Origin of the sequence: Sporanaerobacter acetigenes DSM 13106 (genome assembly GCF_900130025.1) — a bacterium.
Classification (GTDB): domain Bacteria; phylum Bacillota; class Clostridia; order Tissierellales; family Sporanaerobacteraceae; genus Sporanaerobacter; species Sporanaerobacter acetigenes.
Map to the genome: position 1 here is coordinate 12363 of NZ_FQXR01000015.1, position 12374 is coordinate 24736.

Annotated in this window: 15 protein-coding genes; 1 reads left to right on the forward strand and 14 read right to left on the reverse strand. The window is 33.4% G+C overall.

The window, feature by feature from the left end:
• Positions 1 to 172: 172 nt before the first annotated feature.
• Genes ade through allB form a run of 11 tightly spaced genes read right to left on the reverse strand, consistent with a single transcriptional unit; the run spans position 173 to position 8268 of the window.
• The gene (gene ade, locus BUA21_RS11835; protein WP_233242623.1) at positions 173 to 1990 is read right to left on the reverse strand and encodes an adenine deaminase; all 1818 of its coding nucleotides are present in this window, start codon (positions 1988 to 1990) and stop codon (positions 173 to 175) included.
• Positions 1991 to 2009: 19 nt separating this feature from the next.
• The gene (locus tag BUA21_RS11840; protein WP_072745047.1) at positions 2010 to 2297 is read right to left on the reverse strand and encodes a EutN/CcmL family microcompartment protein; all 288 of its coding nucleotides are present in this window, start codon (positions 2295 to 2297) and stop codon (positions 2010 to 2012) included.
• Positions 2298 to 2310: 13 nt separating this feature from the next.
• Positions 2311 to 3036 carry a flavoprotein gene (locus BUA21_RS11845; RefSeq protein ID WP_072745048.1) on the reverse strand — a complete coding sequence of 242 codons (726 nt, stop codon included), beginning with the start codon at positions 3034 to 3036 and terminating at the stop codon, positions 2311 to 2313.
• Positions 3037 to 3055: 19 nt separating this feature from the next.
• A complete protein-coding gene (locus BUA21_RS11850; RefSeq protein WP_072745049.1) occupies positions 3056 to 3334 on the reverse strand; it encodes a BMC domain-containing protein in 279 nt (92 codons plus the stop codon).
• A 26-nt stretch (positions 3335 to 3360) separates the two neighbouring features.
• The gene (locus BUA21_RS11855; protein WP_072745050.1) at positions 3361 to 3717 is read right to left on the reverse strand and encodes a BMC domain-containing protein; all 357 of its coding nucleotides are present in this window, start codon (positions 3715 to 3717) and stop codon (positions 3361 to 3363) included.
• 20 nt (positions 3718 to 3737) lie between these two features.
• Positions 3738 to 3962, reverse strand: a complete 225-nt coding sequence (locus BUA21_RS11860) for a hypothetical protein (RefSeq protein WP_072745051.1) — start codon at positions 3960 to 3962, stop codon at positions 3738 to 3740.
• Between the two features lie 23 nt (positions 3963 to 3985).
• On the reverse strand, positions 3986 to 4249 hold the full coding sequence (locus BUA21_RS11865) for a BMC domain-containing protein (RefSeq protein ID WP_072745052.1): 264 nt from the start codon (positions 4247 to 4249) through the stop codon (positions 3986 to 3988).
• A 17-nt stretch (positions 4250 to 4266) separates the two neighbouring features.
• Complete coding sequence (locus tag BUA21_RS11870) at positions 4267 to 5619, reverse strand: UbiD family decarboxylase (RefSeq protein WP_233242622.1); 1353 nt, start codon at positions 5617 to 5619, stop codon at positions 4267 to 4269.
• A gap of 15 nt (positions 5620 to 5634) precedes the next feature.
• Positions 5635 to 6192 (reverse strand): UbiX family flavin prenyltransferase, encoded by a 558-nt coding sequence (locus BUA21_RS11875; protein ID WP_072745053.1) that lies wholly within the window; start codon positions 6190 to 6192, stop codon positions 5635 to 5637.
• A gap of 47 nt (positions 6193 to 6239) precedes the next feature.
• Complete coding sequence (locus tag BUA21_RS11880) at positions 6240 to 6842, reverse strand: cysteine hydrolase family protein (protein ID WP_072745054.1); 603 nt, start codon at positions 6840 to 6842, stop codon at positions 6240 to 6242.
• A gap of 13 nt (positions 6843 to 6855) precedes the next feature.
• Entirely contained in the window at positions 6856 to 8268 is a 1413-nt protein-coding gene (gene allB / locus BUA21_RS11885; RefSeq protein ID WP_072745055.1) for an allantoinase AllB, read from the reverse strand.
• 220 nt (positions 8269 to 8488) lie between these two features.
• On the opposite strand from allB, the gene BUA21_RS11890 reads away from it, so the two are divergent.
• Positions 8489 to 9184 carry a cyclase family protein gene (locus tag BUA21_RS11890; protein WP_072745056.1) on the forward strand — a complete coding sequence of 232 codons (696 nt, stop codon included), beginning with the start codon at positions 8489 to 8491 and terminating at the stop codon, positions 9182 to 9184.
• A gap of 23 nt (positions 9185 to 9207) precedes the next feature.
• Here BUA21_RS11890 and BUA21_RS11895 read toward each other — a convergent pair whose 3' ends face one another.
• The 3 genes from BUA21_RS11895 to BUA21_RS11905 are packed head-to-tail and all read right to left on the reverse strand — an operon-like array spanning position 9208 to position 12364.
• Positions 9208 to 10875 (reverse strand): PucR family transcriptional regulator, encoded by a 1668-nt coding sequence (locus BUA21_RS11895; RefSeq protein ID WP_072745057.1) that lies wholly within the window; start codon positions 10873 to 10875, stop codon positions 9208 to 9210.
• 28 nt (positions 10876 to 10903) lie between these two features.
• Positions 10904 to 11542 (reverse strand): cyclodeaminase/cyclohydrolase family protein, encoded by a 639-nt coding sequence (locus tag BUA21_RS11900; RefSeq protein WP_072745058.1) that lies wholly within the window; start codon positions 11540 to 11542, stop codon positions 10904 to 10906.
• Positions 11543 to 11599: 57 nt separating this feature from the next.
• On the reverse strand, positions 11600 to 12364 hold the full coding sequence (locus BUA21_RS11905) for a formate/nitrite transporter family protein (RefSeq protein WP_072745059.1): 765 nt from the start codon (positions 12362 to 12364) through the stop codon (positions 11600 to 11602).
• Between the last annotated feature and the right edge of the window lie 10 nt (positions 12365 to 12374).

Below are 12374 nucleotides of genomic sequence, written 5' to 3' on the forward strand. Positions count from 1 at the left end.
TACAAAATGCCATAACCTTTATGTGAATTTAAATTATCTATAAATATAATATCAATGTCATTTGCAATAGTCAATGGAAGAATGAAATGTCGAATTTAAATGTTTATTATGTAGTGAACATTACATAGTTTTTATTTGCCTATGTTTCATATATTATAAATAATCCAAATAATCATTCCCCAACAATAGGAGGAAGAATTTTAAAGTTGTTTACATCAACCAATCCTTTATCTGTTATTTTCCATACTGGACTTGTTGAAAGAGCTAAAAATGAAAGATGCATAAATGGTGCATGTACACTGGTTCCCAATTCCCTTGTGGCTATAGCTTCCAATTCAGCAATCTTTTCGCTTACTTCGTGACCTGAAAGTTCATCTGTTATAAGTCCTCCTACTGGAAGCCTCAATTCAGATAGTATCTTTCCTTTGTTAGCTATTGTAAGTCCCCCACCTATTTCTATAACTCTATTTACAGCCAATACCATATCCCTCAAATTTGTACCTACTACTATGATATTGTGAGTATCATGAGCCACAGATTCAGCAAAAGCTCCTTCCCTCATCCCAAATCCTTTAACAAAAGCCTTTCCTATATTGCCATTTCTGCCATATCTCTCTATACAAGCTATTTCCAGCACATCTTTATTTACATCTGGAAGAACCACCTTATTTGAAACTCTAACTTCTTCTTCCAAGCATCTTGACAAATTTTGATCTGGAATAAGCTTTATACATCTAACCTTTGCAGTATTTCCAGCTGCACTGATTTCTAAATCTTTTTCAGAAATAGGTCCACGTTTTACTGAATTCTTCACTTCTGCCGGATAAGTATATTTAGGAAGATCTATTAAAAGTTCACCATGTAAAGCCACTAGTTTTCCTTCTATAAATACCCCTTCTACTTTCATCTCATTTAAATCACTGATTACAGCTATATCTGCTAATTTTCCAGGAGCTAATACTCCCACATCTTCCAATCCAAAATAACTTGCAGAATTTATGGTAGCCATTTGAATAGCTTCTATTGGATCTACTCCTTCTCTTATAGTTCTTCTAATTATTTCATTCATATGACCTAGCTTTTCTAGATCAGCTGCCACCATATCATCCGTAGCTAATATGCATCTTCTAGAATCAAATCCTTCTTCCGTGACTGCCCTAATACATTCAGCCATATTTCTTTGAGTTGAACCTTCTCTCATAAATAGATAAACTCCTTGCCTCAATTTTTCCATAGCTTCTTTCTTACTAGTGGTTTCATGACAAGAGCAGCTGCCACCAGTAGCTATTATATGAGAAGCCAATTCTTTTCCATATAATTCCGGAGCATTCCCATCTACAACCATTCCCTTGCTTCTTGCATAAATAGTAGATGCAAGCAAATCTGTTATTATCTCAGGGGTATTTTTATACACATGTTTTGCATTGCTATATCCTTGCAATTCACCAATACCTACTATATTCTTATAATTTAAAAGTTCTTCCATATCATCAGATGTCACATCAACTCCTGCTGTCTCTAAATCTGGACAATCAGGTGTAAGTGCTGGCACCACCAATTTGATATGATTGGGTACATTTCCTATTTCATCAGCCATAGCCTTTATACCTATAGGGCCTAGTGCATTGCCTATCTCATGAGGATCAGCAATCAATGTAGTAGTTCCAGACGGTATGGAAAGCCTTGAAAATTCCGTTATTGTAAGCATACTACTTTCAAAATGCATATGAGAATCTATAAAACCTGGTGATAAATATTTCCCTCTAACATCAATAACCAATGTATCAGACCCCGTAAGGTCCTTTGAATCCCCTACCAACAATATATACTTACCTTTTATAGCAATATCTGCTGTATAAATTTCTCTTGTGATAACATTTACCACTTCACCGCCATACAATATGGTATCCGCAAAATATTTATCACCCATTAAAGTATCTATTAAATTTCTATATTCCATTGCTCTTTTATAATATAATGGGTTGTTCAACTTAAAATTAACCCCCCTTCTAGTTTCCTCCTAATGTTTCCTTGTGGACATCCATACTATCTATGATTCCTACTATAGATATATCTATAGGAGAATCCATTTTTCTTGCTGCAATCCTTGAAGCTGTACCTTTTACATAAATAACCAATTCGCCTATGCCAGCACCTACTGTATCTACTCCAATTAGAGGTTCCCCTATAGGCTTCAACTCTATATTGAGAGGCTGAGTAATCAATAGTTTACTGCCCACAAGTTTCTCATCTTTTCTAGTAGCTACAACTGTTCCTATCACTCTACCAATATACATATTACCTCTCCTCTCAATTTTCTTTTATTATTTTAATTCCTAACTCCCTAGCCCTATCCTTGGCTAATGGCGTAAATATTGTATTTCTACGAATATGCAATTCTCTATTTGTGTGAGACAAATTCATTAAATCCTTTTCAGTAATAACAGTTTTCTCTGCTTTTTCTAAGCTTTCTATGCCATTTGATATAGGCAATATTTTGTCTACATATTTCTTTGTTTCTATTTCTACTGCTCCCATTTTTAACAAATTTTCAATATGTTTTTCAACTTGATTGTTTATAACACTGTTTTTGCACTCTTCCCCATTGAACTTTCTTACACAACCAAAGTCTAAAAAGACTTTTTTGTTTTTGTACAAAAACCCCCATATGACATTTGGAACAAAAGTGTCAATCACCCCTAAACTAACTTTAGAAAGGGTATTCATAGTTATATTTGGAACTACAACTTGAGAGTATCCATGAAAAATATTATTTAGCTCATAAATATCTTTTTCAATATATATTTTTTTAGGATCCAGTTCTCTTTTTATCTTTTCTACATCTAATATTTTCCCTCCCATAAAAGAGAAGCCTATGTCCATAGGAACATTTTGAGCCTTAACTTTTCTTAAATCCTCTATTTTTTCATTTATAGCCCAATTTGATCCCGTAAAAAGAGCCAAAATACAGTCCTCATTATTTACTTTTGATGTGATACCCTCAAGTATATTTAAAGTAAACTCATATTTATCCATTCAAAACACTCCACTTTAATTATTCAATAGTTTTCAAAATAACCCTTTCAACTTCTGAATGTGGTCTTGGAATTACATGAACAGAATATAATTCTCCAACATTTCTTGCAGCTTCTGCTCCTGCGTCTACTGCTGCTTTAACTGCACCAACATCTCCCCTAACCATAACTGTAACAAGACCAAAACCTATTTTTTCATATCCTACTATAGTAACATTTGCAGCTTTAACCATAGCATCTGCAGCTTCTATTGCACCTACCAACCCTTTAGTTTCAACCATGCCCAATGCTTGACTCATACTTTTCTCCTCCTCATTTATAAATTTTATTTCTTATTTTTTTCTTTGGTACCATTTGCTTTTTGTTCTTCTTTTTGCTTTTTTTCATTTAAATTTTTAGAAAACTGTTCTATAAGTTTATCTACTTCGTCATGAGGTCTTGGAATCACATGACCAGATACAATTTTCCCTACTCTATTTCCCGCCTCAACACCTGCGTCTACTGCTGCTTGAACCGCTGCCACTTCTCCTGCAAATTGAATAGTCACACTTACAGCTTTATCTACACCTATGACTTTTTCAACGCCAATCAAATTTACATCTGCCGCCTTACTTGCTGCATCTAATGCTGTAACAGTCGTAGCAAATCCTACAGTTTCAATAAGCCCTAATGCCTTATCCATGATTTGCCTCCCACCTTCCTTTAACGATTTCCTTTAAGCTTTCGAGCTACTTCATCTAATGTGACCATAGTAGCATTAGTCCCTTTACTTTCCATTTTCTTTTCCCCATGTATTATTTCTGATATAATTTTTTCCTCATGAGATGTAATATTCTCTGCTTTTACCATTTCTCTATTTGTTCCTATATCTTTTTGGTCTTTTTTCACTTGATTATTCATAGCTACTCTAGCTAGTGGATTCACCATTATATCACCACCATATTATATAGTTAAAAAATTTTATCAACTTCATCATGAGGTCTTGGAATTACATTAGCTGAAACTACTTCTGCTATTTGTGCTGCCTTCTCTTTTCCGTTTTGCACTGCAGCTTGAACTGCTGCCACTTCTCCTGTGACTGTTATGGAAACAAGACCTGAACCAACAATTTGATAATCTAATATTTTTACATTGGCAGACTTCACCATTGTATCAGCTGCTTCTATTGCAGCAACTAAACTTCTAGTTTCAACCATTCCTATAGCTTCCCTCAAAACTCTTCACCTCTTTTTTACTTAATATTTGGAAAATATTTTTTTATATCTATTTCCTCAAAACCCGGAATTCTGGCTCTTTCAAATTTTTCCCCTGCTTCTCCAAGAGGCTTTGTTGCATCTATACCTATTTTGTCAGTAACTCCCCTCAAACCATGAGATGGTTCCAAGGATGATCCAAGTCCGCCTTGAACAATCACTAAATCTTGTGAAGCTTGAGCTCTTGTAGTAATAGCCCACTCTATATCCCTCAAATCAAATATGTCTACATCTCTGTCCACAACCACTACATGTTTTAAATCCTTGCTGCTACCTAAGGCTGCAATTATAGCACTTTTCCCATCCCCAGAATTTTTCTTGTCTATAGATACAAAAGCATTGAATCTATATCCTCCACCTTCTGTTACATTTACATCTACTACATCTACTTGATTTTTTACATAATTGTAAAGTTCAACCTCCCTTATAAGTCCATTAGATAAATGTTCTTCCCTACAAGGAAATGCTACTTGAAATATAGGATCATTCCTATGCATGACTGCATCTATTTCTATAATAGGATGATAATTTGCTTCACCATAGTATCCCATCAATTCTCCAAAAGGTCCTTCAATTTTTCTCTTATTGGGAACCATTCTACCTTCAAGTACTATTTCACTATGTGCAGGAACTAAAATATCTACGGTCTCACAAGAAACAAGTTCTATTGGTTCTCCTCTTAAGGCACTATCTATCTCATATTTATCTACGCCATAAGTAGAACTACTTACTTGACTAGCCATTAAAAGTTCTGCATCATAACCCAATACTATGGCTATCTCAAGCGGTTTATTCAATTTTTCCAATTCGAGAAAATCACTGGTAAGCTTTGGCGATACAATAAGAGCACTTAATTCATTTCCTCCATTGACTTGAAACCTTCTAACTGAAGTATAGTACTTTCCCGTTTCAGGGTCTTTTACTACCATCATGCCTGCTGTTATGAAACTTGAAGAATCTTTTTCTTGAAGAGTTGGTATGGGAAACATTCTAGGCAAATCAATGTTTCTTTTTATGACATTTTCTTTAACAGGACCATTATTAACTATATTATAAGGTTTTGGATTTGCAATTGCTTCCATAAATCTAAAAATTCTGTCTTTATGGGTCATGCCTAAAAGATTATATAAAGTTTCCCTATCTCCATAAAGACCACCAGCAACTTTTACATTGCTGCCCTTTATATTTTTAAAAAGTATGGGTCTTTTATTGTCAAAATATTTTAATACTCCACCCAATTCATATTTAGAATCTACTCTAGTTTCACAGACCAAAAGTTTTCCCATACTACTAAGTCTATCTAAAGTAGATCTGAGCATTTGTCTTTCCAAACATCCTACCCCCTTCTAAACACCTTGCCATCTCCCAAATAGGTCATTGTCAACTCCTATTTGGTCTAATATTCTTCCAACTATGTTATAAACTATATCATCTATTCTCTCAGGATGATTGTAAAACCCAGGACAAGCTGGAAGTATAGTCACACCTATTTTTGAAAGTTTAAGCATATTTTCAAGATGTATTGGACTTAAAGGTGTTTCTCTAGGAACTAATACAAGTTTTCTACCTTCTTTTATATTTACATCAGCAGCTCTAGTCAAAAGACTTTCTGAAAACCCATTGGATACACTTGACAAAGTCTTCATGGAGCAAGGCACTATAACCATTCCATTTACTTTAAATGAACCACTGGCAATAGGAGCGGTAAAATCTTTATTGTCATGAAAATAGGTGGCCATACTCTTTAGCTCATCTAATTTCACACCACATTCATGATCCATAACATATTCTCCCATAGTAGATACTACTAGATGAGTTTCTATTTTTAGTTCTTGTAATACTTTAAGTAGAGCTAAGCTATATATGGCACCACTTCCTCCAGATATTCCAACAACTATTTTCATATTTCTTCCTCACTTTCAACAATCCAGAGGGCTAATGCCCTCATAGATTATTTGACTTTGTTTTCCTTGTCTCCTCCGCCTTCCCATGGATCCAAACCTTTTTCCCAAGCATCTATATATTCATCAATAGTCATTATCTTTGAAAATATACTCAAGTCATTTAAACCATATTCATGCATTTCTTCAGTTTTTGATGCACAGCCATCACTTAACGTGATTACTTTATATGCTCTAGCCAATGCATCTGTAGCTGTACTTCTAACGCATACATTGGTCCATACACCTGTCATTACTACAGTATCTATATTTTCTTCTCTCAAATATAAATCTAAATCTGTATATGCAAATCCACTATGTCTTCTCTTTTGAACTATATATTCACCTTTTTCTGGGTAAAGTTCAGGTATGAAATCTGAACCCCAAGTTCCCTTTACAGCATGCACTGGTCTAACTCTAAAATCAGCATCATTTTCTCTATGAGCTTCCTCAATAAATACTAATTGTACATCGTCCCCTTCTCTACCTCTAGCCCATTTGAAAAGTCTTTGTAAATCTGGAATGATTGTCTCTCCACCTGGACATCTAAGAGGAGCCTTTTCTCCAACAAAATCATTTAACATATCTATAACTAAGATTGCATGTCTTGCCATTTTTTATTCCTCCTTAAAATTTTATTATATGATCAAGTTTTTGTATGCTTTGTCTCTTAACAAATTGACCATATCCTTCTTCTCCTACAATTCCTTCACCATCTTCATATACGACTTTTCCACGAACTATTGTCTTATAAATTTTGCCTTTTAGCTTAAATCCATCAAATGGTGTATATTTGTTTAGACAATACATTTTATCTTTTTCAATGGTCCATTCTTTGTCAATATCTACAATTGTGAAATCTGCATCCGAACCTATATTCATAATGCCTTTCTTTGGATACAAGCCATAATGTTTAGCTGCATTTGTACTTAGTATTTCAACTAATCTTGATAGAGAAATTCTTCCCTTGTTATATCCTTCACTTATGATGATTGGAGCCATAGTTTCTACTCCAGGAATTCCTGGGAATGCAGTCCATATATTGAATCCTTCTTTTAATTTTTCAGTTTCAAGACTATATGGAGCATGGTCCGTTGCTATAAAGTCAACACTTCCTTCTTGTATCCCTTTCCATAGACGTTCATTGTCTTCAGTCGTTCTAATTGGTGGTGCAATCTTTGCAAGTTGTACGTATTTGCTCATAGTTTCTTCATAATTCAAAGTTAAATAGTGAGGACAAGTTTCAGCTGTTACATCTAATCCTCTCATCTTAGCTTCCTTAACTAAATCTGCCCCTATTCCTGTACTCATGTGTACGATATGAAGTCTTACCCCTGTATCCTCTGCAAAACTTATTGCCAATTGAATAGCTACCTTTTCAGCCAAAATCATTCTTGCTTCTGCCCAAGCTGGTCCATCCATTCTTCCTTCTTCTTGAAAACGATTTACATAGAAATCACACATAGCAAAATTTTCAGCATGAACTCCAACAGGTAAGCCTGTTTTAGCTACAGCTTTAAAACATTCATACATTTCAGGATCTGTAACTCTTGGATAAGTTGGAACTGATGGGGTCATATAAACCTTAAATCCTGTAACTCCATAATCTGCTTGTTCTTGTACATTGTGAAGCCAGCCTTCCCTTACATCCTCTCCTGTAACTCCACCCCATAAGGCAAAATCCACTATAGCTTTATCTTTAATTTTTTCTATTTTATTTTCAAGCTGTGCAACACTTCTTACTGAAGGAACTGAACAACAAGGCATATCAATAATAGTTGTAACTCCCCCTGCTGCTGCACCTGAAGTTCCTGTTAAAAAGTTTTCTCTGTGAGTAAATCCAGGATCCATAAAGTGAGTATGAGAATCTATACATCCAGGTATTGTAAGATTTCCTTTAGCATCTATTATTTCTCTTCCTTCCAAACCTTCTATTGATTCTACAAATCCAGCTATTTTTCCATCTTTGACTAAAATATTTGTTAGAACGGTATCATGGCCTTGAGGTATCCTGGCATTTTTAACAATTACATCATACATGACAAATCCCCCTTTGTATTTAGGCTTTAGCCAACTTTTAAATTATGATAACATAGTAGTATAAAATATTCCTTGTTATTTTACTATAAAAATTTTTCAATTATATCTTTTGAATAGACTAATTTTTGTGAAAATTCACTAAACATTTTGTATGTTTTTAATAATGATTTTTAAGTCAAGCTATTATAAGATTTAATTAAAATATGAAAGGAGTGAAAATATGACTTTAAAGTTAATAGATCTCTCTCAAGAAATTTATGAAGGTATGTCTGTCTTCCCTATGCATCAGAAAACTTTCATTATGAGAAATATGACTTATGAAGAAAATATGGAAATGACAGGAAGCACCACTTTAGGCTTCTCTGCAAGAAATTTGCTTTTAAGTGAACACTGTGGTACCCATAGTGATGGAGTAGCAGAATTTAAACCTGGTGGCCCAACTATTGACAAAATGCCTTTGGAACATTTTTGGGGTAGTGCCCTATGTATTGACTTAAGTCATGTCAGATATCCAGCTTATATTGAACCAAAAGATTTGGAAGAAGCTGTAAGAAAATCTGGTCAAGAAATAAAAAAGGGAGATATAATTTTGCTATACACTGGCCATCATAACAGAACCTATGGTACTAAGGCATTTCAAACAGATTATACAGGTCTTAGTTATGAAGGAGCAAAATGGTTGGCTGAACGTGGAGTCATGAATATAGGCGTAGATGCACCAGCTATAGATCAAACTCCAGATGATATAAACTTTTCAGGCCATTTAGTTTGTGGAGAATATAATATAACCAATACAGAAAATTTGTGCAACCTCGACAAAGTAGTTAATAAAAGATTTTTATATATTGGACTCCCTTTAAAAATAAGAGACGGTTCTGGTTCACCTATAAGATCTGTAGCATTGGTAGAAGAATAAAAAGGCTTCCAATGGAAGCCTTTTTATTTCACAAGTAGTTCTTTTATCTTCAGTGCAATTTCAAGATTCAATCTATCATTTGGATCATCTAAATTCATTCCAGTGATTTCATTTATTCTGTTTATTCTATAGAGAATAGTATTGTAGTGAGTATATAATGCATCTGACATTTTCTTTAAATTCCCATTATGTTCAAAATAAGATTCTAAAGTCTTTACAAGTTCTGTAGATTTTTTCTTATCATAATCAGCCAAAGATTTTAATGTGCCATTGTAGAAATCCTCCAATTCTTCAGTCAAAAAATCTTGACAAAGAATCTTGAATATCCCCAATTCATCATAAGTAACAACTCTTTTATCTGTCAATACTTTTCCTGTTCTAATAGTCTTTAAAGCATCTGAAAAACTTTTATTTACATCTTCCAGTCCTTTATAAGCTCGTCCCACTCCAATCTTAAATTCCATATTTTCAAATTTTTTAGACAATTCCCGTTCCAATAAATCGTTAAATTCCTTTAGTTTATCTTGTTCTGTACCTTGTTTTTCAAATCCCAATAAAATCTGTATACCACTCATTTTACTAGCTACTATTCCGTGTAATTCCAAATTTGAAATAATATCTTCAATAATAGAAACAACTTTGTTCACATAATCTTGAACATAATCAACAAAAAATTCTTCTCCCTTATTTAAAATAAATTTAAAACTCATTACTTCTATAATATATATATCATTATAATTTAAATTGAAAAAATGAGCCCTTTCCAATGCTTTTTTCTTTCTCTTTAAATCTGTTGAAATAAGGTCTTCAAAAAATTCTGATCTGTATCTAATTTCTACTTCTTTTACTGACAATTCTTGCAATACTCCTAAGGCAATGGCAGTAGAAGCACTTTCAAGTATAGATAAATCAAAACCACCCAAAGGTGTGTTTATAGCCCAAGTGAATATATGACCATATATATTATCTTTAACTATAATTGGCATAATCATTCGCTTTATATACTTCCCATTTATAAGTACTTTGCTCTCCTCAAGTCTTTTCAAACTACTTCTTGTAGAAATTGGCTCATAAAATTTTTTTATATCTTTTCTAAAAAATTCTTTTATATCTTCATCTACTCCATCAAATATCTCTACATTCTCATTGCAAAAATCTAGAGACAAATAAACAGGATTCTTTATGTTTTCGGAAACTATTAAAGCTAATTCCCCTATACCGTTTCCTTCAAGCATAGCATTCATATATTCTTCGTGAACTTTTTCAATTCTCTCCAAAAGAGAAGCTTGTTTGTTAAATATTTCTTTCAGTGCTTCTGTCATTATATTAGATAGCGGTATAGAATAATAAATATCTATTATAGGAAAATCCAAATGGTCTGCCAAATTTATGACCTCTTCAGGAAGGCTGTCAAGATAAGGATAAATTTTAATACCAATTCCCGCTAGCTTTTTTCTGGAACATTCTTTTATAAGTCTCTTTTGTTCTTCTGCATCATCCTTTTTAAAAGAATAAGCAGTAGTCAGCAAAAACTCTCCCTCCTGAACCCAGTCAATTATATCTGGATCTGCCATGATATTGACTTTAGAAATAGTATTTCTAATACCTTTAAATCCAGCCACTATTTTGCAATCTTCCATTACTTCTAGTTTAAGCATATCTTCAACAGTGATGCCATTTTGCCTAGACATATATATCTACCCCTTATAAATACCCTCTTTAGCCTAATTTTTCATAGACAATTTTCAGTAGTTCTTCTTTTAATTCTTTTCCTTCTCCCAATATCCTATCTATTTCATTTTGTATATTATCTACATATTTCTCATCTTTCAATCCACCAAGATTTATTTTTACATTGAGCAACGCTCCCTCTAATCCTGCATAAGCAAGTAACGCTCCTACGCCTACATCAGTTATTGCATTTTGATTTCCATACAATGCAAAGGTTTTCTGAAGTTTTAATACTTCCAAACACTCTTTTGCACACCCTAAAGGTACTTCTAAGGCTTCCTTAGTAGCATTTTCAATGGCTTCTTTTCTTGCATTTTTTTCTTCTTCTGTTTCCTTTGGCATCTTAAATGCAACCATGACTTTATTGAAAGATAAGGTATCTTCATCAACATAATTGTTAAGTCTCTCAATAGAAGCTTGAACTTTAACTAAATTTTCATTTAATTCATTTTTTTTATCTCCATCTAATTTTTCATAAGCTTTTCTACCAACAGTTAAATTTCCAACCATACTAGTCAAAGCGGCACCTAGGCTACCAACCAATGCAGAAACACTGCCGCCTCCTGGAGCGGGTTCATTGCTTGCAACTTGGCTTACAAAATCCTTTACATTTTTTTCAATTAACATAAAAACACCTCCTATAAATATTGCTTAAAAAATTATAGCATATTGGAAAATTATTGTCTACTTGTCTAAATAAACATAGACTATATAGTATACAAAAGGTATAAAAATTCCTCCACCTAAAATATTCCCTAATGTCACAGGAATTAAATTTCCTGTCCACATTTTGGGCCACGAAATATTTGCTCCTAAAAATTTCCCCAAAGGAATATAAAACATATTTGCTACACTATGTTCATATCCCATAAGTACAAAGAGCATTATAGGAAACCATATGGCAAGTATTTTTGAGCCAATATCTTTAGCTCCTGTAGCCATCCATACAGCTAATACAACTAAGATATTACACAAAAATCCCCTTATTAAAGCTTGACTGATTGACAAATTGGCTTTACCTATAGCTGTAGATACAGCTAATTCACTTATATTTTCATTTGCCAATCCAGTTTTAGAAATCAAAAATGCTAAAAATACAGAACCTATGAAATTGCCTACATAAACTATTATCCAATTTGAGAACATCTCTTTAAATGTAATTTTCTTATCTAATAGTGCCATTGTCATAAGATTATTTCCTGTAAACAATTCGCCACCAGCAATTATAACAAACATAAGACCTACTGGAAAAACTACAGCCCCCAAAAATTTCATAAGTCCCAAATCTAAATTACCCAAAGACTGCATGACAGTTAAACTTCCATAGGCACCAAAACCTATAAACATTCCTGCAAATATACTCAATAAAAGTTTTTCAAAAATTGATAATTTTCCTTTTTTAACTCCTGATTCAATAGTTTTTAGTGCTATTTCTCTTGGCGTAAGCATTAAAGGCCCC

Coding starts and splice junctions, on each gene's coding strand:
- BUA21_RS11840 (WP_072745047.1), bottom strand. CDS start 2,297: ATGTATATTGGTAGAGTGATAGGAACAGTTGTAGCTACTAGAAAAGAT.
- BUA21_RS11845 (WP_072745048.1), bottom strand. CDS start 3,036: ATGGATAAATATGAGTTTACTTTAAATATACTTGAGGGTATCACATCA.
- BUA21_RS11850 (WP_072745049.1), bottom strand. CDS start 3,334: ATGAGTCAAGCATTGGGCATGGTTGAAACTAAAGGGTTGGTAGGTGCA.
- BUA21_RS11855 (WP_072745050.1), bottom strand. CDS start 3,717: ATGGATAAGGCATTAGGGCTTATTGAAACTGTAGGATTTGCTACGACT.
- BUA21_RS11860 (WP_072745051.1), bottom strand. CDS start 3,962: ATGGTGAATCCACTAGCTAGAGTAGCTATGAATAATCAAGTGAAAAAA.
- BUA21_RS11875 (WP_072745053.1), bottom strand. CDS start 6,192: ATGAAAATAGTTGTTGGAATATCTGGAGGAAGTGGTGCCATATATAGC.
- BUA21_RS11880 (WP_072745054.1), bottom strand. CDS start 6,842: ATGGCAAGACATGCAATCTTAGTTATAGATATGTTAAATGATTTTGTT.
- allB (WP_072745055.1), bottom strand. CDS start 8,268: ATGTATGATGTAATTGTTAAAAATGCCAGGATACCTCAAGGCCATGAT.
- BUA21_RS11890 (WP_072745056.1), top strand. CDS start 8,489: ATGACTTTAAAGTTAATAGATCTCTCTCAAGAAATTTATGAAGGTATG.
- BUA21_RS11895 (WP_072745057.1), bottom strand. CDS start 10,875: ATGTCTAGGCAAAATGGCATCACTGTTGAAGATATGCTTAAACTAGAA.
- BUA21_RS11900 (WP_072745058.1), bottom strand. CDS start 11,542: ATGTTAATTGAAAAAAATGTAAAGGATTTTGTAAGCCAAGTTGCAAGC.
- BUA21_RS11905 (WP_072745059.1), bottom strand. CDS start 12,364: ATGCTTACGCCAAGAGAAATAGCACTAAAAACTATTGAATCAGGAGTT.